20 protein-coding genes are annotated in these 25,300 nt (G+C 66.8%); 13 read left to right on the top strand and 7 right to left on the bottom strand.

Annotated elements, in window-relative coordinates:
• The first annotated feature begins 107 nt into the window (after positions 1–107).
• The 3 genes from groES (at position 108) to B7R21_RS13905 (ending at position 2,780) form a co-directional block, all read left to right on the top strand.
• The gene (gene groES / locus B7R21_RS13915) at positions 108–404 is read left to right on the top strand and encodes a co-chaperone GroES (RefSeq protein WP_116283854.1); all 297 of its coding nucleotides are present in this window, start codon (positions 108–110) and stop codon (positions 402–404) included.
• Complete coding sequence (gene rarD / locus B7R21_RS13910; RefSeq protein WP_116283853.1) at positions 404–1,363, top strand: EamA family transporter RarD; 960 nt, start codon at positions 404–406, stop codon at positions 1,361–1,363. Before groES ends, rarD begins: the two co-directional genes overlap by 1 nt.
• Before the next feature lie 85 nt (positions 1,364–1,448).
• The gene (locus B7R21_RS13905; RefSeq protein WP_116283852.1) at positions 1,449–2,780 is read left to right on the top strand and encodes an ABC transporter substrate-binding protein; all 1,332 of its coding nucleotides are present in this window, start codon (positions 1,449–1,451) and stop codon (positions 2,778–2,780) included.
• 255 nt (positions 2,781–3,035) lie between these two features.
• Here the strand turns inward: B7R21_RS13905 and B7R21_RS13900 are convergent, their stop codons facing one another.
• Genes B7R21_RS13900 through B7R21_RS13885 form a run of 4 tightly spaced genes read right to left on the bottom strand, consistent with a single transcriptional unit; the run spans position 3,036 to position 7,182 of the window.
• Positions 3,036–3,791: an ABC transporter ATP-binding protein gene (locus B7R21_RS13900; protein ID WP_116283851.1), complete on the bottom strand. Its 756-nt coding sequence runs from the start codon at positions 3,789–3,791 to the stop codon at positions 3,036–3,038.
• 2 nt (positions 3,792–3,793) lie between these two features.
• Entirely contained in the window at positions 3,794–4,792 is a 999-nt protein-coding gene (locus B7R21_RS13895; protein ID WP_116283850.1) for an ABC transporter ATP-binding protein, read from the bottom strand.
• Entirely contained in the window at positions 4,782–5,771 is a 990-nt protein-coding gene (locus tag B7R21_RS13890) for a branched-chain amino acid ABC transporter permease (protein ID WP_116283849.1), read from the bottom strand. The genes B7R21_RS13895 and B7R21_RS13890 overlap by 11 nt, the downstream gene beginning before the upstream one ends.
• 13 nt (positions 5,772–5,784) lie before the next feature.
• Positions 5,785–7,182 (bottom strand): branched-chain amino acid ABC transporter permease, encoded by a 1,398-nt coding sequence (locus tag B7R21_RS13885; protein ID WP_253259817.1) that lies wholly within the window; start codon positions 7,180–7,182, stop codon positions 5,785–5,787.
• Between the two features lie 181 nt (positions 7,183–7,363).
• Between B7R21_RS13885 and guaB the strand changes: the two genes are divergently transcribed.
• The 9 genes from guaB (at position 7,364) to B7R21_RS13840 (ending at position 18,856) form a co-directional block, all read left to right on the top strand.
• A complete protein-coding gene (gene guaB, locus B7R21_RS13880; protein ID WP_116283848.1) occupies positions 7,364–8,866 on the top strand; it encodes an IMP dehydrogenase in 1,503 nt (500 codons plus the stop codon).
• A gap of 43 nt (positions 8,867–8,909) precedes the next feature.
• Positions 8,910–10,028 (top strand): GuaB3 family IMP dehydrogenase-related protein, encoded by a 1,119-nt coding sequence (locus tag B7R21_RS13875; protein ID WP_116283847.1) that lies wholly within the window; start codon positions 8,910–8,912, stop codon positions 10,026–10,028.
• 84 nt (positions 10,029–10,112) lie between these two features.
• On the top strand, positions 10,113–10,643 hold the full coding sequence (locus B7R21_RS13870; protein WP_116283846.1) for a cation:proton antiporter regulatory subunit: 531 nt from the start codon (positions 10,113–10,115) through the stop codon (positions 10,641–10,643).
• 3 nt (positions 10,644–10,646) lie between these two features.
• Complete coding sequence (locus B7R21_RS13865) at positions 10,647–12,161, top strand: cation:proton antiporter (protein WP_116283845.1); 1,515 nt, start codon at positions 10,647–10,649, stop codon at positions 12,159–12,161.
• On the top strand, positions 12,158–13,006 hold the full coding sequence (locus B7R21_RS13860) for an SURF1 family cytochrome oxidase biogenesis protein (protein WP_116283844.1): 849 nt from the start codon (positions 12,158–12,160) through the stop codon (positions 13,004–13,006). The genes B7R21_RS13865 and B7R21_RS13860 overlap by 4 nt, the downstream gene beginning before the upstream one ends.
• Positions 12,996–13,463 carry a DUF3817 domain-containing protein gene (locus B7R21_RS13855; protein ID WP_116283843.1) on the top strand — a complete coding sequence of 156 codons (468 nt, stop codon included), beginning with the start codon at positions 12,996–12,998 and terminating at the stop codon, positions 13,461–13,463. Before B7R21_RS13860 ends, B7R21_RS13855 begins: the two co-directional genes overlap by 11 nt.
• A 49-nt stretch (positions 13,464–13,512) precedes the next feature.
• A complete protein-coding gene (guaA, locus tag B7R21_RS13850) occupies positions 13,513–15,069 on the top strand; it encodes a glutamine-hydrolyzing GMP synthase (protein WP_172592184.1) in 1,557 nt (518 codons plus the stop codon).
• A gap of 44 nt (positions 15,070–15,113) precedes the next feature.
• Positions 15,114–16,850 carry an ABC transporter ATP-binding protein gene (locus B7R21_RS13845; RefSeq protein WP_116283841.1) on the top strand — a complete coding sequence of 579 codons (1,737 nt, stop codon included), beginning with the start codon at positions 15,114–15,116 and terminating at the stop codon, positions 16,848–16,850.
• Entirely contained in the window at positions 16,847–18,856 is a 2,010-nt protein-coding gene (locus tag B7R21_RS13840) for an ABC transporter ATP-binding protein (RefSeq protein ID WP_116283840.1), read from the top strand. The genes B7R21_RS13845 and B7R21_RS13840 overlap by 4 nt, the downstream gene beginning before the upstream one ends.
• Positions 18,857–18,955: 99 nt before the next feature.
• Here B7R21_RS13840 and B7R21_RS13835 read toward each other — a convergent pair whose 3' ends face one another.
• Positions 18,956–19,771 carry a Bax inhibitor-1/YccA family protein gene (locus B7R21_RS13835; protein ID WP_116283839.1) on the bottom strand — a complete coding sequence of 272 codons (816 nt, stop codon included), beginning with the start codon at positions 19,769–19,771 and terminating at the stop codon, positions 18,956–18,958.
• A 146-nt stretch (positions 19,772–19,917) separates the two neighbouring features.
• Here B7R21_RS13835 and B7R21_RS13830 point away from each other — a divergent pair, with 146 nt between their 5' ends.
• Complete coding sequence (locus tag B7R21_RS13830) at positions 19,918–22,422, top strand: ATP-dependent helicase (protein WP_116283838.1); 2,505 nt, start codon at positions 19,918–19,920, stop codon at positions 22,420–22,422.
• A 105-nt stretch (positions 22,423–22,527) separates the two neighbouring features.
• Here B7R21_RS13830 and B7R21_RS13825 read toward each other — a convergent pair whose 3' ends face one another.
• Together B7R21_RS13825 and B7R21_RS13820 are read right to left on the bottom strand one after the other, a co-directional pair.
• Positions 22,528–23,436: an oxygenase MpaB family protein gene (locus B7R21_RS13825; RefSeq protein ID WP_116283837.1), complete on the bottom strand. Its 909-nt coding sequence runs from the start codon at positions 23,434–23,436 to the stop codon at positions 22,528–22,530.
• A gap of 9 nt (positions 23,437–23,445) precedes the next feature.
• Positions 23,446–25,122, bottom strand: coding sequence for a hypothetical protein (locus tag B7R21_RS13820; protein ID WP_116283836.1), 1,677 nt, complete (start codon positions 25,120–25,122; stop codon positions 23,446–23,448).
• Positions 25,123–25,300 lie beyond the last annotated feature (178 nt).

The raw sequence follows: 25,300 nt of genomic DNA, 5'->3' as shown, positions 1-25,300 counted from the left end.
CACTCAGGTTGACCGAGTGCCAGCAGCACCCCTAAAGTGGAGTTAGCACTCTCAGTGTGAGTGTGCCAAAAACATGACTTTTGAATCGAAGAAAGAAGAGGTCAACTGTGTCGGTCTCCATCAAGCCGCTCGAGGATCGCATCGTTATCAAGCAGGTCGAAGCCGAGACGACCACTGCGTCGGGTCTCGTCATTCCTGACACGGCCAAAGAGAAGCCGCAGGAGGGCGTCGTCGAAGCTGTCGGCCCCGGCCGCATCGACGACAACGGAAACCGCGTTCCCCTCGATGTGAGCGTCGGCGACAAGGTCCTGTACTCCAAGTACGGCGGAACCGAGGTCAAGTACAACGGCGAAGAGTACCTCGTGCTCTCAGCTCGCGACGTTCTGGCTGTTATCGTTCGATAGTGAGTTCTTCAGAGAAGCCCGGGCCGACACGGTCCGGGCTTTTCTATGCCCTCGGCGCGTACCTCCTGTGGGGCCTTCTTCCCATCTACTTCGTTCTGCTGGCACCCACGGGGCCCTTCGAGATCGTGGCGTGGCGGGTGCTCTTCTCGCTGGTCTTCTGCCTGCTGGTCATCGTCGCCCTCCGCCGCTGGCGCCAGTTCTTCGCCGTCTTCCGGCAGCCCCGGCTCGTGCTCGTGATGGGTCTGGCCGGAGTGCTGATCTACATCAACTGGCAGACCTTCGTGATCGCCGCGACGGGCGGCCAGATCGTCGAGTCGTCGCTCGGCTACTTCATCAATCCGATCGTCACGATCCTGCTCGGCGTCTTCTTCCTCCGCGAGCGGCTCCGGCCGCTTCAGTGGGTGTCGCTCGGCATCAGCGCCATCGCGGTGCTGGTGATCTCCATCGGGTACGGCGCTGTGCCGTGGATCTCGCTCATCATCGCGTTCTCGTTCGGGCTGTACGGCCTGGTCAAGAAGCAGGTCGGGCCCCGCATCGACGCGGTGAACGGTCTGACGCTCGAGTCGTTGTGGCTCGCGCCTCTGATGGTCATCCAACTCGCCGTCGTGGGGACGACGACCGGGATCACCTTCGGGCAGGGGAGCGGCTGGCACACGGTCGGGCTCGTCGCAGCCGGCGCGGTGACCGCGATCCCGCTGCTGCTGTTCGCCTCGGCTGCAAAGAGGCTGTCGCTCGTGCACATGGGGTTCGTGCAGTACCTGACCCCCATCATGCAGCTGTTGACCGGGGTGTTCATCCTCGGGGAACCGATGCCGCCCGAGCGACTGGCGGGGTTCGGGATCGTGTGGCTCGCACTGCTGGTGCTGACCGTCGACCTCATCCGCGCGAGCCGCGCTTCCCGGTTACGAATTGCTAACGATATCCCCACGGCACGTTCAGAAAACATCCTCGAAACATAACGACCTTAGGTTGTACCTAATGAACGCGAGGGGCCGTCGCTGTGGGGGCTCCAGACTCGCGAGCACTATGAAAGGGTTCAACAGGATGATCAAATCCAAGTATGCCCTCCGGACGTCCATTCTGGCTGGAGCTGGCATCATCGCCGTCATGCTCTCCGGCTGTGCCTCCGGTGGCAGCACTACTACTTCGACCTCCTCCGCTTCCTCGACAGCTTCGGCGACGTCGGCGGACTGCGCGAGCGACGCCACGACCGCGAACAACCTCGTGGTCGGTACGATCCTCCCCGTCACGGGCAGCCTCGCGTACCTCAACCCGCCGGAGCAGGCGGGTGTCGGCCTGGCCGTCTCCGACATCAACGCTGCTGGCGGAGTCGACGGCAAGCAGGCCTGCGTGCTCGCTGCGGACTCGGGTGACTCGACCGACCTCAGCGTCTCGACCGCCAGCGCCCAGAAGCTGATCGCTGCGAAGGTCTCGGTCGCCATCGGCGCCGCTTCCTCGAGCGTCTCGCTGAACGTCGTCGACTCGTTCGCCTCGGCGAACATCACCGAGATCTCCCCGGCCAACACGTCGGCGAAGCTCAGTGGCTACGGTCCGTTCTACTACCGCACCGCACCGCCGGACTCGGTACAGGGCTCCGCGCTCGGTTCGCTCATCACGGGTGACGGCAACTCGAAGGTCGCGTTCCTCGTCTTCAACGACTCCTACGGAACCGGTCTCCGCGACTTCACCCAGGCCTCGATCGAGTCCTCGGGCGGCACCGTCGTCTACGGTGCCAAGGGTGCCGGCCAGGAGTTCCCTCCCGGCCAGACCACGTTCTCGGCTGAGGTGACCGCGGCGCTCGCCGCCAAGCCCGACGCGATCGTCATCCTCGCCTTCGACGAGACCAAGTCGATCATCCCCGAGCTCGTCGCCCAGGGCTGGACGATGCCGAAGACCTACCTGTCTGACGGCAACACTGCCGACTACAGCAAGGACTTCCAGGCCGGAACGCTGGAGAACGCCCAGGGCACGATCCCGGGCGCAAACGCGAACGCCGACTTCAAGGCGTCGCTGGTCAGCTGGTACAAGGGCGCGGAGAACGCAGACCTCAAGGACTTCTCCTACGCTCCTGAGGCCTACGACGCGACCACCCTCACCGCTCTCGCAGCGCTGAAGGCCAAGTCGAACGTCTCCGCCGACCTGAACAAGGAACTGGCAGCCGTCTCCGGTGCGAAGGGTGGCACCAAGTGCGCCTCGTACAAGGAGTGCGCGCCGCTGGTCTCCGCCGGTACCGACATCCAGTACACCGGACAGTCGGGTATCGGCCCGTTCAACGAGAAGAACGAGCCCTCCAGCGCGTACATCGGCATCTACAAGTACAACGCCGACAACACGTACACGTTCCAGACGGCGATCGAGGGACAGACCTCCTACTAAGGATCTCTGACCGCTCCCCAGAAGCCCCCCGCCCGGTTCGCCGGTCGGGGGGCTTCTTCGTGCCCGCCCGGCCCCCTGCCCTCGCCCCCCGCCCCCTTGCACCTCCCCTTCGATCGAGTGGGCAGAAGGGTCCCCAATATCCCTGTCTCAGGGACCTTTCTGCCCACTCGATTGCGCAGGATCGCTGGGGGACGCAGAAGGCCCCGCCACCGGATGACCGGGGCGGGGCCTTTCGTGCAGGCGGGGCGAGCGGGGTTACTCGTTCTCCACGTCTTTGGCCAGTGTGCCGAGGTAGAGCTCGATGACCTTGGGGTCGTCGGCCAGCTCCCGGCCGGTGCCGGTGTAGGCGTTCCGGCCCTGGTCGAGCACGTAGCCGCGGTCGCAGATCTGCAGGCAGCGGCGGGCGTTCTGCTCCACCATGATGATCGAGACGCCGGTCTTGTTGATGCGGCGGGTGCGGATGAACGTCTCGTCCTGGCGCACAGGGGAGAGCCCGGCGGAGGGCTCGTCGAGCAGCAGCACGGACGGGTCCATCATCAGCGCGCGGGCCATGGCCACCGACTGGCGCTCACCACCGGAGAGCGAACCTGCACGCTGCTGGCGGCGATCCGCGAGCACGGGGAAGAGGTCGAAGATCGCCTCGAGGCGTTCCTTCAGCATCTTCGGCCGGAGGAACAGTCCCATCTGCAGGTTCTCCTCGATGGTGAGCGAGGGGAACACGTTGTTCGTCTGGGGCACGAAGCCCACGCCGGCCTGCACGAGCTTGTTGGCTTTGAGGCCGGTGATGTCCTCGCCCTTCAGCGTCACAGAACCGGAACGCACGTTCACGAGCCCGAAGAGGGCCTTCAGCAGTGTCGACTTGCCGGCGCCGTTCGGGCCGATGATGCCGATCAGCTCGCCGGGGTAGACGTCGAGGTTGCAGCCGTTCAGGATGTTGATCCCGGGCAGGTAGCCGGCGACGAGGTTTGACGCCTGCATCACGGGTACTCGGGTTTCGGTCGTTTCGGCCATGATCAGGCTTTGCCCTCCGCGGTCTCTTCGGCAGTGACTTCGGCCGCCAGTTCTTCGGCCACCTCGTCGGTCAGGAGCGAGTCGTCGCCGAGGTCGGTGTTGTGGTGTGCGCCGAGGTACGCGTCGATGACGGCGGGGTCATCCATCACGGTGCCCGCGGGCCCCTCGGCGACGACGCGACCCTCGGCCATGACGACGACCCAGTCGGAGATGTGACGCACCATGTGCATGTCGTGCTCGACGAAGAGCACGGTCATCCCGTCGTCCCTGAGGGCCTGGATGTGGCCGAGCAGGGACTGCGTGAGCGCGGGGTTGACCCCGGCCATCGGCTCGTCGAGCATGATCATGACGGGGTCGCTCATGAGCGCGCGGGCCATCTCGAGCAGCTTCTTCTGGCCGCCCGACAGGCTGCCGGCCATGTCGTCCTTCTTCTCGAGCAGCTTGAAGCGCGCGAGGAGATCCTCGGCCTTCAGCGTGATCTCCGCCTCCCGCTTGGCCCAGAGCGGCTTGACCATCGCGACGAACAGGTTCTCGCCGGGCTGGTCCTTCGCCCCGAGGCGCATGTTCTCGAGCACGGTGAGCTTCGAGAGCGCCTTGGTGAGCTGGAAGGTTCGCACCATGCCCTGCTTGGCCACCTTGGTGGCACCGATGTTGCCGACCTCGTTGCCGTTGAACGACGACTTCGCCGCCTCGCCGGCCTTGGGGCCACCGATGAGTTTCGGCGCCGAGCTCGGCTTGTCGAATCCGGTGATCAGGTTGAAGAAGGTGGTCTTGCCGGCACCGTTCGGGCCGATCAGGGCGGTGATGATGCCGCGCTGCACCTCGAGGTGCTGCACGTCGACCGCGGTCATGCCGCCGAAGCGGCGCGTGACGTGATCGACGGTGAGGATCGCGTCGGGCTTCGCCACTCCGGGCTCGTGGGGCACACCGGCGACACTCGCCTTCGCTGCCGCGCCCGCCGCCGTGATGGTGGATGTGGTGGTGGGGACGTCACTTGACATCGAAGCTCAGCTCCTTCTTGTTGCCGAGAATACCTTGCGGTCTGAAGATCACGACGAGCATCAGCGTGATGCCGATGACGATCCAGGCGAACTGTTCCGTCTGCTGTCCGTTCATGATGGTGCCGGGCACGAACTGGCCCGCCAGCCCCTGCACCAGCAGGCGCAGTGCGAAGAACACGATCGCACCGAGCACCGGGCCGAAGACCGTCGCTGCGCCGCCGAGCAACAGGGCGGTGAAGATGAAGTAGGTCATCGACCGGCCCATGCTGTCTGCCTGGAGCGACGCCGGCAGGATGTACACGACGCCGGCGATGGCGCCGATGACGCCGCCCAGGATGAGGGCCTGCATCTTGTAGCTGTAGACGTTCTTGCCGAGCGCACGCACGGCATCCTCGTCTTCGCGGATGCCTCGGAGCACGCGGCCCCAGGGGCTCCGCATGATCGCCCAGACGAAGAGGCAGAGGAGGGCCACCACGAACCAGGCCGTGGCGATGAACCACCAGCCGTTCGATCCGGTCGCGTCGTAGTTCCACGGGCCGAAGTCGATCCGGCCGTCGCCGAAGAACGAGAGATCGGTGAAGGGACCACGGTACTCGTTGCCGGTGATGCCGTTCGAGCCGCCGGTGATGTTCGTGAGCAGGGAGGACCGCCCGACCATCCGCACGATCTCCGCCGCGGAGAGCGTGACGATCGCCAGGTAGTCGCCGCGGAGCTTCAGGGTGGGGATACCCAGGATCAGCGCGAAGAGCACCGCAGCGACGAGGGCGATGAGGAAGGCGAGGATGATCGGCAGGCCGCCGATGATCGAGATCGCGAAGGCGTAGGCCCCGATCAGCATGAAGCCGGCCTGACCGAAGTTCAGCAGGCCTGTGTAGCCGAAGTGGATGTTCAGGCCGATGGCTGCGATCGCGAGTGCCGCGGTCTGGGGCGAGATCGCCGAGTTGAGGATGGCGACCAGAGTGGTGAGGAATTGATCCATGAGTCGAGCCCTTCTAACCGATGCGCTCTCGGCGCCCGAAGATTCCCTGTGGTCTGACCAGCAGCACGAGGATCAGGATGACGAGTGCCGTGGCGTACTTGAAGTCGCCCGGCAGAACGAGGTTCGTGAGCTCCACGACGAGACCGATGATCATGGCACCGGCGAGAGCGCCGAATGCGGTGCCGAGGCCACCGAGGGTGATCGCAGCGAACATGAGCAGCAGCAGTTGCAGACCGGTCTGCCAGTTGACGCCATTCAGCACCAGTCCGAGCAGCACACCGGAGAGGCCGGCGAGTGCCGTGGCGCTCGTCCAGACCAGACGGATGATGCGGTCGACGTCGATGCCCGAGGCCGCCGCGAGCGACGGGTTGTCGGAGACGGCGCGCGTCGCCCGGCCGATGCGGGTCTTGACCAGCACGAAGCCGACCAGCGCGATCACGACGATGGCGATGGCCATCGAGACGAGCGACTGCTGGGAGAGGGCGACCGGGCCGAGCTGGACCGTCACGGGGTTGGCCATGTCGATTCGAACCGTGGATGCTCCCAGGAAGTACTGGAACGCATACTGCAGCGCGATCGAGAGCCCGATGGTCACGATCATCAGCTGGGTCGTGCCGAGCCCGCGCCTCCGCAGGGGCTTCCAGATCGCCGTGTCCTGGAAGTACCCGGTCGCCGCACAGATCGCGACCGAGATCACCGCAGCGAGGATCAGGTTCAGCCCCAGCACGTTTGCGAAGAGGTAGGCCAGCAGGCCGCCGAGCGTGACCTGCTCGCCGTGCGCGAAGTTGGAGAGCCCCGTCGTGCCGAAGATCAGCGAGAGCCCGACCGCCGCGAGAGCGAGCAGCAGGCCGAGCCGGATGCCCGAGACGAGCTGCTGCAGGAATCGATCGAACGAGACCCCTGTGGACGCATCCGTCGTCGGAGTCTGCGTCGTCGTGCCGTCTTCGGCAGTGGTGCCGCCGACGATCTTGAACACGAAGCCGACGTTCTTGTTCAGCGCACCGTTCACGGTCGCCGGGTTCTTGGCGGCCGAGTCGAGCACGGCGCCATCCGGGATCGACGACGTGTCGAGGTTGATCGTGTAGGGCCCGGCGACGGTGATCGCCTGGCTCCACTTGCCGTCGGAGCCGGTCGTCGCGACGGTGTCGAGGTCGCCGCCCTTGATCTCCAGCTTGATGCCGACGGCGGGGTCGCCGCTCGGCAGCTTGATGGTGCCCTGGAGACAGCCGGTCGTCGCGCTGGTCGCACAGGCGGCAGCCGCTGTGGGTGGTGGGGTGGTGGTGGCGAAGGCGGGAGTGGTGCCGAGGCCCACCAGCAGCAGCACCGCGGTGATCGCCATCATGATCATCGCAGCGAGTCGCCAGACCCTCACGCGGCCCTCGGGCCTTTTCGGCACGGTCAGTGTCGTCAAGTTTCAATTCCTCCAGGACGAGCGCGCATCTTTGGACGCTGCGAGCGAGTTGCAAGTGAGCTTACGTTATACACGGTTTGTGTCATGCGTGTTTCGGGTGCGTGCGGAATAGGGACGCAGTCTGCCTCGTTAGAATCAGCATCAGAGAAGAGATGTACAAAATCGTGGGAGAAGAGCAGTAATGGAACACAACGACCCGTTCGGATTCATCGGCCTGACCTACGACGACGTGATGCTGCTGCCGGGCCACACCGACGTGATCCCGAGCGAGGCCGACACTACTTCGCGCCTCACGAAGCGCATCTCGCTTGCAGCGCCCCTCCTCTCCTCGGCGATGGACACTGTCACGGAGTCCCGTATGGCGATCGCCATGGCTCGGCAGGGCGGTTTCGGAGTGATCCACCGCAACCTCTCGATCGAGGACCAGGCGTCGAACGTCGACCAGGTGAAGCGCAGCGAGTCAGGCATGATCACGAACCCCGTGACGACCACGCCCGACGCGACCGTCGCCGAGGCCGACCTGATCTGCGGGCAGTTCCGGGTCTCCGGGCTCCCGGTGGTGGATGCCGGGGGAATTCTCGTCGGCATCATCACCAACCGCGACATGCGTTTCGTCGCCGCGTGGGAGAAGAGCACCACACTGGTGCGCGACGTCATGACGAAGGCGCCGCTCATCACCGCTCCGGTGGGCATCGACCCCGACGGCGCGATCGCCATCTTCGCCCAGCACAAGATCGAGAAGTTGCCGCTCGTCGATGCCGCGGGCCACCTCCGGGGCCTCATCACGGTGAAGGACTTCGACAAGAGCGAGAAGTACCCGAACGCCACGAAGGACGAATCCGGCCGGCTGCGTGTCGGCGCGGCGATCGGTTTCTTCGGCGACGCCTGGGAGCGCGCGATGACCCTGGTGGATGCCGGGGTCGACGTTCTGGTGGTCGACACCGCCAACGGCGACAGCGCCGGTGTGCTCGAGATCGTCAAGCGACTGAAGGCGGACCCCGCCGCATCCGGAGTCGACATCATCGGCGGCAACGTCGCCACCCGCTCGGGCGCGCAGGCGCTCATCGATGCCGGTGTCGACGCGATCAAGGTGGGCGTGGGTCCCGGATCCATCTGCACCACCCGCGTCGTCGCGGGCGTCGGTGTTCCCCAGGTGACGGCGGTGTACGAGGCGTCGCTGGCGGCGCGCGAGACCGGTGTGCCGGTGATCGCGGATGGCGGACTGCAGTACTCGGGCGACATCGCCAAGGCCCTCGTGGCCGGGGCCGACACCGTCATGCTCGGCTCGCTGCTGGCCGGTTGCGACGAGAGCCCGGGCGACCTGGTGTTCGTGAACGGCAAGCAGTTCAAGAGCTACCGCGGCATGGGATCGCTCGGGGCGCTGCAGACCCGGGGCGAGAAGACCTCGTACTCGAAGGACCGCTACTTCCAGGCCGACGTTCCGAGTGACGACAAGCTGATTCCCGAGGGCATCGAGGGTCAGGTGCCCTATCGCGGTGCGCTCTCGAACGTGGCGTACCAGCTGCTCGGCGGGCTCCGCCAATCGATGTTCTACGTGGGTGCCCGCTCGGTCGAGGAGCTGAAGGCGCGGGGCAAGTTCGTGCGCATCACGGCTGCCGGCCTGAAGGAGTCGCACCCGCACGACATCCAGATGGTGGTCGAGGCGCCCAACTACCGCCGGTGACCGATTGGCCGGTCGAGCTGACCGGTAGGCTTGGCGGGTGAGTATGGAAAGAGAAATCGGCCGGTCCAAACGAGGCCGCAGGGTGTACGCGTTCGACGACATCGCTGTCGTACCGTCGAGGCGCACCCGCGACCCGCAGGATGTCTCCACGACGTGGAGCATCGACGCATACCAGTTCGACATCCCCGTTCTCGCCGCACCGATGGACTCGGTCGTGTCGCCCGCCACCGCCATTGCGATGGGTCGGCTCGGCGGTCTCGGCGTGCTCGATCTCGAGGGCCTGTGGACGCGGTACGAGAACCCCGAGCCATTGCTCGCCGAGATCCGGGAGCTGCCCGAGGGGGCGGCCACCGTGCGCATGCAGCAGATCTACGCTGAGCCGGTCAAGCCCGAGCTGGTGACGGCCCGTCTGGCCGAGATCCGGGCGTCCGGAGTCACCGTCGCAGGCTCGCTCTCGCCGCAGCGCACCCAGGAGCTCTACGAGACCGTCGTCGCAGCCGGTGTAGACCTGTTCTTCATCCGTGGCACGACCGTGTCGGCTGAGCACGTCTCGAAGACCGTCGAGCCGCTGAACCTCAAGAAGTTCATCTACGACCTCGACGTTCCCGTCGTCGTGGGCGGCGCCGCCACCTACACCGCCGCGCTTCACCTCATGCGCACGGGTGCGGCCGGCGTGCTCGTCGGGTTCGGTGGGGGAGCGGCCTCCACGACGCGGGCAACCCTGGGCATCCACGCCCCGATGGCGACAGCCGTGGCGGATGTCGCGGGGGCGCGCCGCGACTACCTCGACGAATCCGGCGGGCGCTATGTGCACGTCATCGCCGACGGCGGCCTCGGAACCTCGGGCGACATCGTCAAGGCGATCTCGGTGGGCGCCGACGCCGTCATGCTCGGCACAGCTCTCGCCCGGGCCACGGATGCACCGGGCGGCGGCTACCACTGGGGCCCTGAGGCGCACCACAGCCAGCTTCCGCGCGGCAACCGCGTGCATGTCGGGGCCGTCGCGCCGCTCGAGCAGATCCTGTTCGGGCCGTCTCCGGTCGCCGATGGAACAGCGAACCTGATGGGCGCGCTCCGCCGTTCGATGGCGACCACCGGCTACTCCGACCTCAAGGAGTTCCAGCGCATCGAGGTCGTCGTGGCCCCGTACGCAGCGCGCTGAGCGCACCGCGGCCGGGTGGGTTCGCCCCACCCGGCCGCGGGTAGACTCGAAGCTCGACAGACCAGCACACCAGGGAGATCAGTCATGGTTGATGTACGACGGGTCAAGCTTCCCGGAGTCGGTGTTCTGCACACGTTCATCACCGACGACGGCGGCAAGGTCGGCGTCATCGCCCACCGCTCCGGTCACAGCGACCTGATCACGTTCGCCGACGAGGAAGACGGCGCGGAGTCCACGAAGGTCTCGCTGAGGCTCAGCGAGGACGAGGCGCACACCCTCGCGGAGCTGCTCGGCGGCACGCAGATCACCGAGTCGCTCACCCAGCTCGACCAGATCCCCGGGCTCTCGATCGACTGGTTCACCGTCGACTACGAAGACCACATCGCCGGCCAGGAGCTCGGTGACCCCGCCGACCGCGGCGTCGTCGGCGTCACCGTCGTCGCCGTCGTGCGGAACGGTTCGGCGAACCCTGCCCCGGCCAGCGACTTCCGCGTGTTCCCGGGCGACACCCTCGTGGTGGCGGGCACACCGGAGAAGGTCGCGAAGGTCTTCAACTTCTTCCGCAGTGGCCAGTACAAGGCCAAGACCGCCGTCGACGCGCCGCCCGGAGGCTAGGCGATGCAGCTCGTTCTCGCAGCCACCGGGGGCGACACCACACATCTCGGTGGTGACCTGCTGGTTCTCGGCATCCTGTTCGTCATCGCCTACATCCTCGGGCGTCTCGGCAAGGCCGTCGGGCTGCCGGCCATCCCCATCTACATGGTGGTCGGTCTTCTCGCGAGCCCGAACTTCCATCTGTTCCCGCTGAACTTCATCAACTCGGACTACATCGCGCTCATAGCCGTGTTCGGGCTGGTGCTGCTGTTGTTCAACCTGGGGCTCGAGTTCGACCAGGACGAATTCTTCGGCAACGCGGGCAAGCTGATCGTGTCCGGCGGCTCGTACATCGCCATCAACATGGTCGCCGGCTTCGCGTTCGGGTTCCTTGTCGGCTGGGGCACGCGCGAGGCGCTGGTGATCGCGGGGATCACCGCGACATCCTCGAGCGCGATCGTCACGAAGCTGCTGATCGAACTGAACCGCCTCGCGAACCCCGAGACCCCGATGATCCTGGGGGTGACCGTGGTGGAGGACATCTTCATCGCGATCTACCTGGCGATCGTCTCGGTCGTGCTCAGCGGGGAGACGGCTGTCTGGCCGGTGATCGCGAAGCTGGGCATCTCGTTCCTGTTCCTGGTGGTCATGTTCACGGTCGCCCGGTTCGGCGGCAAGTGGGTGTCGAGACTCTTCCGCACGAAAGACGACGAACTGTTCACGGTTCTCTTCTTCGGCCTGGCGATCGGTTTCGGTGGGATCGGCGAGCTGCTCGGCGTGACCGACGCGATCGGGGCCTTCCTGATCGGGTTGGTGCTGGGCGCGACGCGGTACCGCAACAAGATCGAGCACATCGCGATCCCGCTCCGCGACGTGTTCGGCGCGTTCTTCTTCCTGAACTTCGGGCTGGGGCTGAACCCGGCCCAGTTCCCCGAAGTCATCTGGCCGGTGCTCGGCGCGGTGGTCATGACCATGGTGCTGAACATCGTCGCCGGGCAGCTGGTGGCACGATTGAACGGTCTGGGGGTGCAGGCGGGCATCAACACCACGGTCATCCTGCAGAATCGGGGCGAGTTCGCGCTCATTCTGGCCACGCTTGCGCTCGCTGCGGGTCTGGATGACCGGCTGCAGGCCTTCGCAGGGCTCTACGTACTCGTGATGGCGGTGGCGGGGCCGATCCTCGCGGCGAACTCTGAGAAGATCGGCGCCCGGCTGCTGCGCTCTTCGCGGGCCCGGAAGGCAGCGGAGTCGGCGGCCGCGAAACGCGTCAAGCGGGAGCGCGATCCGATGCTCCTCGAGGGCATCGCGCTGGTCGAGGCCGCGACCGCACCCGGTGGCGCCTCAGCGGCCCTCTCGACGACGCCCGCCGCGACCGAGCCTGGTCTGACGCAGGCGGGCCGGTCAGCCGGTGCGACACCCGGCGAGAACCCAGCGACGGCAGAGTATGTTGATCGCATTGCCGAACAGGCGTCGCTGCAGACCGATGCCACGGCTGACAGGCAGAACGGCACCGAACGCCAGGAAGACAGCGAGTATTGACGCGCACCAGCGAAACCCCCGTCACTGACTCACCCGTCACGGTCTTCGGCGTCATGCGTCGGCCGAAATGGATCTGGGCTCTCGTGCTCGCGCTCGTTATCGCGGCCATCTTCGCGGCGCTCGGCCAGTGGCAGCTGAGCCGTGCCGTCACGTCGAACGGGCCGAACCCGAACGCCACCACCGAGATCGCGAAACCCCTCGACCAGACGGCCACCGCGGGCGCAGCCGTGCAGGAGGCGCAGGACGGCCAGATGGTCACCGCCGAAGGCGCGCTCGTGGCGCCCGACTTCACGATCGTCGCCAACCGTCTCAACGGGGGTGTGCTCGGCTACTGGGTGGTCGGCCGGTTCGACCTCTCCGTCGCCCAGTCGGGTGGATCGCAGACATCCGTCGCCGTCGCCCTGGGCTGGTCGGATGACCGGTCGAAGGCCGAGACCGCCGCACGAACGCTCAACCAGACGTCGGGCTTCCCCGCCGAGGAGATGCTCGGCCGCTATGTCGGTTCCGACGGCCCCGAGATCAAGGACTCCGAAGGCAGAGTGGCCGGCGACCGGGTCATGTCGACCATGTCGATCGCCTCCCTCATCAACGTCTGGACCGATTTTCCCGACACCGCCACGGTGTACGGGGGGTACATCGTGGCATCCACACCCGTAGACGGGCTCGCGGCCATCGATTCGCCGATCCCCCAGCGCACCACGGAGCTGAACTGGCTCAACATCTTCTACGCCGTCGAGTGGGTCATCTTCGCGGGGTTCGCGATCTTCTTCTGGTACCGGTTGGTGCGAGACGCCTGGGAACGCGAACGCGAAGAGGCGGAAGTAGAATCGACCCATGCCACTTGAGCCCAAACGCGCCGACTTCGGGCGTATCCGATCGGCCCTGACGTTCTACCGGGTCTGCTCGATCATCACGGGAACGTTCCTCCTCCTGCTCTGCGCGGAGATGCTCCTGAAGTACACGCCCATCGGCGTGGAGATCGAGCTGGGCGGCCCGCACGGGTTCCTCGCCCTCGTTCCCGATGGCTCCGTGACCGCGGTGAACCTCTCCACGATCATCCTCATCGTGCACGGCTGGTTCTACGTCGTCTACCTCTTCTCGTGCTTCCAGCTCTGGAGCCGTATGCGCTGGGGCTTCACCCGGTTCATCGTGCTCGCGCTCGGCGGCGTCATCCCGCTGCTGTCGTACTTTCTCGAAGGCCGCATCGCGCGGGAGGTCACGGCATACCTGGCCGGGCGTGAGGCTCAGCCCGTGAACCCCCCAGCATCGACCCAACCACCCGTGGAGGCATCCCATCAGTAACACTGTCGCAGACGGAGTCGAGGCCGCCGAGGCCAGCCGCTCCCGCCCGGTGCTCGTCGTCGACTTCGGGGCCCAGTACGCCCAACTGATCGCCCGGCGCGTGCGCGAGGCGAGCGTCTACTCCGAGATCGTGCCGCACAACATCACCGCTGCAGAGGTGGCAGCCAAGTCGCCTGTGGGCATCGTGTTGAGCGGTGGCCCGTCAAGCGTCTACGAAGAGGGAGCGCCGGGCCTCGACCCGGCCATCTTCGACCTCGGAGTGCCGGTGCTCGGCATCTGCTACGGGTTCCAGGTCATGGCGCAGGCGCTCGGCGGCGAGGTCGCGCACAGCGGGCTCCGCGAGTACGGCGCCACCGACATGCAGGTCACGGGCGACGGCGGCGTGCTGCTCGACGGCCAGCCCGTCGACCAGACGGTGTGGATGAGCCACGGCGACCAGGTCTCCAAGGCACCCGAGGGTTTCACGGTCGTCGCGAGCAGTGCATCCACGCCCGTCGCAGCGTTCGCGAACGACACGTCGCGCCTCTACGGTGTGCAGTGGCACCCCGAGGTCAAGCACTCGGCGTTCGGGCAGGATGTGCTCGAGAACTTCCTGCACACGGCAGCGGGCATCCCGGCCGACTGGAACAGCGGCAACGTCATCGCCGACCAGGTCGCGCTGATCCGCGAGCAGGTCGGAACCGGCAAGGTCATCTGCGGGCTGAGCGGCGGGGTCGACTCGGCGGTCGCCGCAGCTCTCGTGCACGAAGCGGTTGGCGACCAGCTCACCTGCGTGTTCGTCGACCACGGCCTGCTCCGCGCCGACGAGCGCCGGCAGGTCGAGGTGGACTACGTCGCCTCGACGGGCGTGCGCCTCGTGACGGTGGATGCCCAGCAGCAGTTCCTCGACGCTCTCGCCGGGGTCACCGACCCCGAGCAGAAGCGCAAGATCATCGGTCGGGAGTTCATCCGGAGCTTCGAGGGCGCCGCAGAGGCGCTCGTGCTCGAAGCGGCGGCCGACTCGTCGGGCGAGCCGATCAAGTTCCTCGTTCAGGGCACGCTCTACCCGGATGTGGTGGAGTCCGGCGGCGGCACCGGAACGGCGAACATCAAGAGCCACCACAACGTGGGCGGGCTGCCCGAAGACCTGCAGTTCGCGCTCGTCGAGCCGCTTCGGGCGCTGTTCAAAGACGAGGTGCGGGCCGTCGGTCGACAGCTGGGCCTGCCCGAGGTCATCGTGGGTCGCCAGCCGTTCCCCGGCCCCGGGCTCGGTATCCGGATCGTGGGTGAGGTCACGTTCGAGCGCCTCGAGTTGCTGCGCGCGGCCGATTCCATTGTTCGCGCCGAACTGACGGCCGCCGGCCTCGACGACGAGATCTGGCAGTGCCCTGTGGTGCTTCTCGCCGATGTGCGCTCCGTCGGGGTGCAGGGCGACGGGCGAACCTACGGACATCCGATCGTGCTGCGTCCGGTCTCGTCGGAAGACGCGATGACAGCAGACTGGACTCGCTTGCCGTACGATCTGCTGGCTCGCATCTCGAACCGCATCACGAACGAGGTGGCCGGAGTCAACCGGGTCGTGCTCGACGTCACGTCGAAGCCACCGGGAACCATCGAGTGGGAGTGAGCTAAGCTCACCCCGACGTCGGGGGCCGGGTTTAGAGTGATCGCATGAAACTCATCCGGCTCATCGGTGCCTTCGTGAGACCGCACTGGCGGTTGATCGTGGGTGTCGTGGTGTTCCAGCTCGCGCAGGCGATAGCATCGCTCTACCTGCCCACGCTGAATGCCGACATCATCGACTTCGGGGTCGCCACGGGCGACACGGGGTACATCCTCGCCATCGGTGGTGTCATGCTCGCGATCACGCTGGTCCAGGTGGTCTGCTCCATTGTGGCCGTCTACTTCGGTGCGAAGCTCGCGATGCGACTCGGCCGCGACCTCCGGCAGGCGGTGTTCACCCACGTCGGCGACTTCTCCGAGCGCGAAGTCTCGCAGTTCGGTGCGCCGTCGCTCATCACCCGCACCACGAACGACGTGCAGCAGGTGCAGATGCTCGTGCTGCTGACCTGCACCCTGCTCGTGTCGGCGCCCATCCTCGCGATCGGCGGGGTGATCATGGCGCTGTCGCTCGATGTGCCACTGTCGGGCATCATCGGGGTCGCCGTGCCCGTGCTCCTGGTCGCCCTGTCGCTCATCATCGTCCGGATGGTGCCGCTCTTCCGGCTCATGCAGCAGCGCATCGACCGGGTGAACGGGGTCTTGCGAGAGCAGTTGACGGGCATCCGTGTCGTGCGGGCGTTCGTTCGTGAGGGCATCGAGACCGAACGCTTCGCGGTGGCGAACCGGGATGTCACCGACACCGCACTCCGGGCCGGTCGGCTGTTCGCGCTGATGTTCCCGCTCGTTCTCCTCGTGATGAACGTGTCGAGCGTCGCGGTGCTGTGGTTCGGGGCGTTCCGGATCGACGAGGGGTCCATGCAGATCGGCACGCTCACGGCCTTCCTCACCTACCTCATCCAGATCCTGATGGCCGTGATGATGGCGACGTTCATGGCTATCCTGATCCCTCGGGCATCCGTCTGCGCCGACCGCATCACCGAAGTACTGCAGACACCGTCGTCGGTGGTACTGCCGGCGTCGCCCGTTCTCTCCGTCGCCGAACACGGCCTGGTCGAACTCGACGGCGTGAGCTTCGCCTATCCGAAGGCCGAGGAGCCGGTGCTCAGCAACCTGACGTTCGTGGCGGCCCCGGGGCAGACCACCGCGATCATCGGAAGCACGGGGTCGGGCAAGACCACCCTGGTGAACCTGCTGCCACGGCTGTTCGATGCGTCGTCAGGTTCGGTGCGCGTCGATGGAGTCGACGTGCGGGACCTCGACCCCGACCTGCTCTGGGGGCGGATCGGCCTGGTGCCGCAGAAGCCCTACCTGTTCTCGGGCACCGTCGCGTCGAATCTGCGCTACGGCCGGCCCGACGCCAGCGACGAGCAGCTCTGGGCGGCACTGGAGACGGCGCAGGCGCGGGGGTTCGTCGCCGAGATGGAGCTCGGTCTCGAATCGGCCATCGCGCAGGGCGGCACCAATGTGTCCGGCGGGCAGCGCCAGCGGCTCGCCATCGCGCGGGCCCTGGTGAAGAGGCCCGAGATCTACGTGTTCGACGACTCGTTCTCTGCGCTCGACCTGGCGACGGATGCCCGGTTGCGGGCGGCCCTCCGACGTGACGTTGCGGGGGCCACGATGATCATCGTCGCCCAGCGGGTGTCGACCATCATCGACGCCGACCAGATCCTTGTGCTCGAAGACGGCAGGATCGTCGACCGGGGCACGCACGTGGAGCTGCTCGAGATGTCTGAGACCTACCGGGAGATCGTGCAGTCGCAGCTGACAGCGGAGGAGGCAGCATGAGCGACGCGAAGAAGGGTCCGGGAGTCGGCACAGCTGCCCCTGACGACGACACTGCTGCGACGCCCCGCCCACCCGTTCGTCGCGGCCCGGGCGGTGGCGGTCCGTTCGGCGGTGCGGGGATGCCCGCCGAGAAATCGAAGTCGTTCGGCCCCTCCGCGAAGCGCCTGGTCGGCAGGCTCCGCCCCGAACGGATGCTCATCGCCGTCGTTGCGCTGCTGGCTGTGGTCAGTGTGACACTCTCCGTGCTCGGCCCCAAGTTGCTCGGCACGGCGACGAACCTGATCTTCGCGGGCATCCTGTCGAAGCAGGTTCCGGCGGGCCAGACGCAGGCCGAGGTCATCGCGGGGCTGCGGGCGGCCGGCAACAACGCGCAGGCCGACCTGCTCGGCGGCGTGACGTTGACGCCCGGGTCGGGCATCGACTTCCCCCAGCTCGGCATGGTGCTGATGATGGTGTTGGCGATCTACGTGTTCTCTTCGGTGTTCAGCTGGGCACAGTCGTACCTGCTGAACGGGGTCGTACAGCGCACCGTGTTCCGGCTGCGCGCCGAGACAGAGGACAAGATCAACCGTCTCCCGCTCGGCTACTTCGACAGGATGCCCCGGGGCGAACTGCTCAGTCGGGTGACGAACGACATCGACAACGTCTCACAGAGCCTGCAGCAGTCGCTCTCCCAGATCATGACGTCGCTTCTCACCGTGATCGGCGTCATCACCATGATGTTCGTGATCTCGCCGCTGCTCGCGCTCATAGCGCTGGTCACGATCCCGCTCACCCTGCTGATCACCGCCGTCGTGGCGAAGCGCTCGCAGAAGCTATTCGTGGCCCAGTGGAAGCACACGGGCACGCTGAATGCACGGATCGAGGAGAGCTACAGCGGCCACGCTCTGGTGAAGGTGTTCGGCCGTCACCGAGAGATCAACGAGGTGTTCCGCCAGAAGAACGAGGAGCTCTACCGCGCGAGCTTCGGGGCGCAGTTCATCTCGGGCATCATCATGCCGGCCATGATGTTCGTGGGGAACCTCGTCTACGTCGCGATCGCGGTGGTCGGCGGGCTGATGGTGGCGAGCGGGTCTCTGAGCCTCGGGGATGTGCAGGCGTTCATCCAGTACGCCCGGCAGTTCACCCAGCCGCTCACCCAGCTCGGCTCGATGGCCAACGTGCTGCAGTCGGGCGTCGCGTCGGCCGAGCGGGTTTTCGAACTGCTCGATGCCGAGGATCAGACACCGGATCCGGTTCCCGCCGCGACCCCGGGCGCGACGGCTGGCCGGCTCGTGTTCGACGATGTCTCGTTCCGCTACCTGCCCGACGTCCCCCTGATCGAGAACCTGTCGCTGGTCGCACTGCCGGGGCAGACGGTGGCGATCGTCGGGCCGACCGGCGCCGGCAAGACCACTCTGGTGAACCTCATCATGAGGTTCTACGAGCTCGACTCCGGCCGGATCACCCTCGACGGCACCGACATCGCCTCGATGACCCGGGATGACCTCCGCGGCCGCACCGGGATGGTGCTGCAGGACACGTGGCTGTTCGGTGGCACGATCCGCGACAACATCGCCTACGGTCGGCCGGAGGCCACAGAGGAGGAGATCCTCGCGGCGGCGCAGGCCACCTACGTGGACCGGTTCGTGCACTCGCTGCCCGACGGGTACGACACTGTGCTCAACGACGAGGCCGACAACGTGAGCGCCGGTGAGAAACAGCTGATCACGATCGCGCGGGCGTTCCTCGCTGCTCCGTCGGTGTTGATCCTCGACGAGGCGACCTCATCGGTCGACACGCGCACAGAGGTGTTGGTGCAGCGCGCGATGTCGGCGTTGCGGGCGGAGCGCACGAGTTTTGTGATCGCTCACCGGCTGTCGACCATCCGAGACGCCGACCTGATCCTGGTCATGGAGTCGGGGCGCATCGTGGAACAGGGCACCCACGACACCCTGCTGGCCGCGGGCGGCGCCTACGCGAACCTCTACAACGCGCAGTTCGCCGGTGCGACCACTTCGGAGTAGCGAGGTCTGGGAACAACGAAGGGCGGGCCCGTCTGTGACGGACCCGCCCTTCGAAGAACCGGGGTGCGCTGCCAGCACGAAGCGGCAGCGTTGGCGGCGTCAGTTGCGGGCGATCGCGAACGTGCGGAGCAACGTGAGGTAGAGCCACACGACGGTGACGACCAGGCCGAACGCAGCCGACCAGCCGTAGATGCGAGGGGCGCCCGCGACCACACCGCGCTTGATGTCGTCGAAATCGAGCACGAGGGAGTACGCCGCAAGGAGCGTCACGACCACTCCGATGATGAGGCCGAGCGGGATTCCGAGGATGTGCACGGTGCTGTTGAGACCGAATCCAGTGCTCTGGAGGCCCGTGGCCATCAGAATCAGGTTCACGGCCGAGAACACCACGTAGCCGACGATCGCGATGAGGAAGATCTTGGTGGCACGCTTCGAGGCACGGATCTTTCCGCTCGCGAACAGGGCGAGCGTCACAGCGAAGACGCAGACAGTGGCGATGACAGCCTGCACGACGACACCCGGGTAGAGGGTCTCGAACACCCCGGAGATCGCGCCGATGAAGAGGCCCTGGGCGGCGGCGTACGCGAGCACCAGGGGAGGAGAGGGCTTCTTCTTGAAGATGTTCACGAGCGCCAGGGCGAAGCCGACCAGCCCAGCGGGGAATGCGAGCGCCGGGAACTGCCATCCGACGACGGCGAAGGCGAGCAGCACGACGAAGCTCGCGCCCGTCTTGACGATGACGTCGTCGTAGCTCATCCGGTTGGTGTCGGATGCCGTCGCCGTCGGGCCGTCGAACATCTGCTGCAGTCCGTCGGCACTGGGAGTCGCCACCTTCGAGGTGGGATCTTTCTCCAGGCCCTTGCCGTTGAAGACCGGGAGACGGGAGAACGCGGGATTACTCGAAGCCGATGCCATGATTTCCTCGTGTCGTGTGGATGCTGTGCACCAATCTATCGGTGTGGGCCGCGGATTTGCTGGATGTTCGCTTCGGACGAGCTTGCAGCGAGCAGCCGGAACGCCTCAGGTGCGGTGTCGGTGGCGTCGCCTAAACTTGGACTGTCATGACACCCACTTCCTCCCCGACCGACGCCTCGTCCGTGCCGCTGATCGTCGACGACGCACGATCCCGCGCGATCGGCGGGGCAGGCCCGGCATCGGGCGGCTCAGGATCGGGCGGCCCGGCATCGGGTACCTCCTTCAATGACGCTCTCCTCGACGGGTTGAACCCGCCGCAGAAGGAGGCCGTCGAATACCGTGGCCCGTCCCTTCTCATCGTTGCCGGTGCCGGTTCGGGCAAGACGAGCGTGCTGACGCGCCGCATCGCGAGCCTGATCGACAGCCGGGAGGCGTGGCCGAGCCAGATCCTGGCCATCACGTTCACAAACAAGGCTGCGGCCGAGATGCGCGAACGCGTCGGAGCCCTGCTCGGCCAGGCGGCCGACGGCATGTGGATCTCGACGTTCCACTCGGCCTGCGTGCGCATCCTCCGCCGCGAGGCCGAGAACTTCGGATTCACGAAGGCCTTCACGATCTACGACTCGCACGACTCGCGTACGCTCATCAAGCGCATCATCAAGGAACTGCAGGCCGACACCTTCGGCTTCACCGTGTCGGGCGTCGCCGGAAAGATCTCGAAGCTGAAGAACGAGCTGGCCGACGCCGACAGTTACGCACGCGGCGCGAACTTCGACGACCCGCAGGAGCGGCTCTTCGTCGAGATCTTCCGGCACTACACCCGGAGCCTCAGTGCAGCGAACGCCTTCGACTTCGACGACCTGATCGGGCAGACGGTCTATCTCTTCCGTGCGTTCCCGCACGTTGCGGCCACGTACCGGCGGCGGTTCCGGCACATCCTGGTCGACGAATACCAGGACACGAACCACGCCCAGTACGCGCTCATCCGCGAGCTGACCCTGCCGGTTGAGGAGGAGCCCGGCTTCGACCAGCGCACGGCATCCCTCCCGGGCGCCTCGTTGACGGTGGTCGGCGACTCCGACCAGTCGATCTACGCCTTCCGGGGTGCCGACATCCGTAACATCGTGGAGTTCGAGCGCGACTTCGCCGGCGCCAAGGTCATCCTGCTGGAGCAGAACTACCGCTCGACCCAGAACATCCTCACCGCGGCGAACGCGGTCATCTCGAACAACTTCGACCGCAAGGACAAGAAGCTCTGGACCGACGTGGGCGACGGCGAGAAGATCGTCGGTTTCACGGGCTACAGCGGGCACGACGAGGCTCAGTTCGTTGCCGACGAGGTGACGAAGCTGCACGAGCAGGGCACTCCCTACAAGGATGTGGCCGTCTTCTATCGCACCAACGCCCAGACCCGTGCGCTGGAGGAGATCCTCATCCGGTCTGCTGTGCCCTACCGGGTGCTCGGCGGCACGCGATTCTACGAGCGGGCCGAGATCAAGGATGTTCTGGCCTACCTCATCGCGGTGGCGAATCCGTTCGACGCGATGGCTCTCCGACGTATCCTGAACACCCCCAAGCGCGGAATCGGACCGGCAACGGAGACGGCCCTCGCCGTGTTCGCCGAGACCAACGAGGTCACCTATCGCGAGGCGATGCGCCGTGCACGCGAGCTGGGCCTCGGCCCGAAGGTCACCGCCGCGATCGTCGACCTCGCGACGATGCTCGACGAGGCGACAGGAATACTCGATCCCGAGCAGCCCGACGACGACGGTTCTGTCGGCACCGTCGTCTCGGTCGCCGAGGTGCTCACCATGCTGCTCGATCGGAGCGGTTACGTGACGGCTCTTCGCGCAGGGCGCGATCCGCAGGACGAGGCGCGGGCCGAGAACGTCGAGGAGCTCGTTGCGGTGACGAAGGAGTTCCAGAAGAACAATCCCGGCGGCAGTCTCGTCGACTTCCTCACCGAGGTGTCGCTCGTGGCGGCGGCCGACGAGCTCGACGACTCGAGCGGAACGGTCTCGCTAATGACCCTGCACACGGCGAAGGGGCTGGAGTATGAGGCGGTCTTCCTGACCGGTGTCGAAGAGGATCTGCTGCCGCACCGCATGGCGGCGACAGAACCCGGGGGCCCGGCGGAGGAGCGGAGGCTGTTCTACGTCGGCATCACACGTGCCCGCAAGCGCCTGTACCTGTCGCTGGCGATGACGCGGGCCCAGTTCGGTGAGACCGCTGTCGCGATGCCGAGCCGGTACCTGCAGGAGATTCCGGCTGAACTCATCGACTGGCGGCAGTCGCCAGGCATGGCGACCTCGCGCGGTGGAACGCAGCCGCGCGCTCTCAACGCCTCGCGCCCGGGCGGCGGCTTCAACGGTCGGAGCGCGGTGCGGGCGAGCGACTCGCTGTCGTTCCGGGACGCCGATGCAGCCGCATCGCGCCCCAAGGCCGAGTGGCCGAACCGCGTGACGGCGCAGGTTCGCGACAACGGCGACCTCGAACTGCAGGAGGGCGACCGCATCCGCCACGTCGACTTCGGCGAAGGGCGGGTCACTGCTGTCACCGGCAGTGGCACGAAGCGAGTGGCGCATGTACAGTTCGACTCCGCCGGGGCCAAGAAGCTCCTGATCAAGATCGCGCCGATCGAGAAGCTCTAACCGGTCGGCAGTGATGCCGCGGGTGTCCGCGCAGCGTGGGTGTTGCGGGCGTTCCGCTGGCGCGCTCGGCACGCTGGCAGTGCTTGAGCGCTCGGTGTGCCGTCGTCAGAGGGAGGCGCGGAGTGCGCGCAGGTAGCGATCGCGCGGCAGGTGCCGGATCCATCGCGGCAGGCGCGGGTAGACGACCGCTCCGACGGTGAAGAGCTGATCGAACAGGCGTTGGGAGCGGGCACTCCACGGCAGCACGAAGGCGCGTCGAAGGTCGTCACCGAGCAAGCCGCACGTCACGAGTCTGACGACGGGCATCAGTCCCTTCAGCCACATTGGCGCCGTGTGCGGGTGCAGGAGGTCGTGTGCCACGCGGCGCGCGGGGTCGGTGACCTCGAGTCCGTCCACCGCCGCCGCCCAATAGGATCTGAAGGCCGCCAGGTCGGCGGGCCACAGCTGCGCCGGCATCTGGAGAGCGGATCCGAGCACTCCGTACCGCTGGTACACGTACTCGGCATCTGATTCCGCGAGCCGGCCGAAGACCTTCTCGTAGACGGTGAGCGCGGTCTGGTAGAGCGTGGCGGCCACCCACAGCTGCGCCCGATGGTCGAAGGCGTTGTAGGCGCCGCCGGGCCGCTCGCCGCCGCCAGCGTCAGCACCCACGCCTTCGACGACCTCGAAAGCCTCTACGCCCCCGACGGCCTCGCTGGCGTCGCGAACATGCGTCGCCAGCAGCTTGCCGAGCTCGTCCCTCTCGGCGGGGCGGCTGACCACCGGTGCGTGAGCGTGGTTCACGCGGGACACCACCGCGGCCAGCTCGTCGGGTCTGGCGAACACGGTGGCGTACGCATATGTCACCGTGTTCGCCAGCCGCTCGAGGGGCCGATTCGCAAAGTCGCTGTGCGCGGCGACACCGTAGCCGACCGCGGGGTTCGCGATCTGCAGGAGGATCGCCCGCCCGCCGCCGGCGAGCAGCAGAGCCTCCGCGGCGATGTCGGTGAACAGACGCTCGGTGTCGGCCTTCATGGTTGAAGCCTAGGGGCGACGCCTGCGAGCGCTCTGGAGCGCGAGCATTCCGACAGCCGCCACGCCGAGGACCACGATGGCAAGCCCGCCGACGAGCCACGGGGCCACCGCCTCAGCCTGCCGTCCGGTGGATGCGAGCGTCGCGTCCGCGTCCCGGCCACTGCCGGGGGCTGCAGGTGTTGTCTCCGGGTGGGACGGCCCGGGGGTCCCGGTCGGCGGCGTCGTGCCAGACGGGGTCGGGGCGACCGGCGGCAGGGGAGGTGCCGGAGGGGGAGTCTCCGTGATGACCGGCGGCGGAGGCGGCGTGACGGCGAGAGTCACCTCCGTGGCAGCTCCGAAGGGTGACGACCAGGGCCGGATGCGGCCGCCGCCCTTCGATACGGGAGTGTCCGCTGGGTCGATCGTCTCTGTCCAGACGTAGAAACCCTCAGCAGGCAGAACGCAGTCCGGCGTGCGGTAGCTGCCCGGGCCGTTGTCGGCAAGCACGGCGACCGTGCAGACGGCTTTCGCGCCCGGGGGTGCGGCAGCCTGCAACGCCGGCTGCGCACGGAACGGCCCCCACAGTGTGCTTCGCACGGTGACGGGCACCGGTTGGAGTGCGCCCTCCTCATCGCGGTAGACACCCCACTCAGAGAGAGTGGTCGGCAGGAGGGATTCGTCGGTCGGCGGCGTTGCATCGGTGGGCAGTGCCGTGTCGGCGGCGAGCTTGGGCAGCTTCGCAAGCCCGAGCTCCAGTGAGTCGAACAGGTGCGCTCCGACCACGGTCTCGGTCGAACTGGTCTCTGTCTGCACCGCCGGGGCGAACGGCAGCGGTGAGATCTCGCCCCCATGGGCGTGCGCCCGGGCCGAGAGGCCGCCGGGCGGCGGCACCAGGAGGCTCTGCACACCCGCAGGTGCCTTCGCGACGTAGAACGCATCACCGTAGTCGAGGTCTGTGTAGACGACGTCGGCGGTCACATCGTTCAGCGCGGTTCCCGCCGACGGGGTGAGGGGGAGGGTCTGGCCGTTCCGCACCTGCTTCACCGTGGACCCATCAGCGAAGGTCGCCCCGGCGAGCGTCAGCGTGCCGTTGCGGGTGCCCGAGGGAAGGCGCGTCGGTCCGCCGTTCAGGTAGTCGACCACCACGTCGCTCCGCACTGAGCCCGCGGAAGTATCAGGGAGCGCGAGGGTCAGCCTCGCGGTCACGCCGCGGGACGCTCCGAACGGAGCATCCATCGTCTCCCGCATGTGGACGGCACGGGCCAGCACCACCCCCGCGTCTTCATTCGCCCGCTGGGCGTACCACCCCGCGTCGTGGGCGCCGAGCCCGGTGATGGCCCAGGTGGCGAGTTGCGCCGCGGCTGCGACGTCACCGTAGGGTTCGGTCGACCACCGGCGGGCGATGTAGGCGAGGCGGGCTGCGTCGTCGGCGGAGACCCAGCCCTGGCTGTTGCCCAGCTGGTACTGCACGTCGGTACCCTCGGGCGGCGCGTTCTGCACCTGCAGGCAGAGACCGAGATTGCCGTCGGCGAGCCGGTGCGAACCGAGCCAGGAGCGGCCGTCGACCCGCCACGTGTGGCCGAAGCCGTGCCCGACGACGGGCAGTGCATTCGCCGGAGGGGCGAGGATGAGGACCCCGGTGAGGGTGAGCGAGGCCGCCACGAGCGCGGTGAGGGAGAGGGCGATGAGTCGTTTCAGTCGGTTCATGCCGCAAAGACTGCCGCGCCCGGCACCGTCCGCGCGGCGCGGAGACAGGATCTGTGGACAGTTCGCCAAACCGCGCCCTTGTGGAGGGGTAGGCTTTGAGACGGTCCAGATGTCTCGATCTCAAGACACATGAGCAGGGCATCCGGCTATCATTTTCGACAGAAACCAGGCAACGCGT

The organism is Subtercola boreus (assembly GCF_003399625.1).
Taxonomy (GTDB): domain Bacteria; phylum Actinomycetota; class Actinomycetes; order Actinomycetales; family Microbacteriaceae; genus Subtercola; species Subtercola boreus_C.
This window is presented reverse-complemented; position numbering and strand designations above follow the sequence as displayed.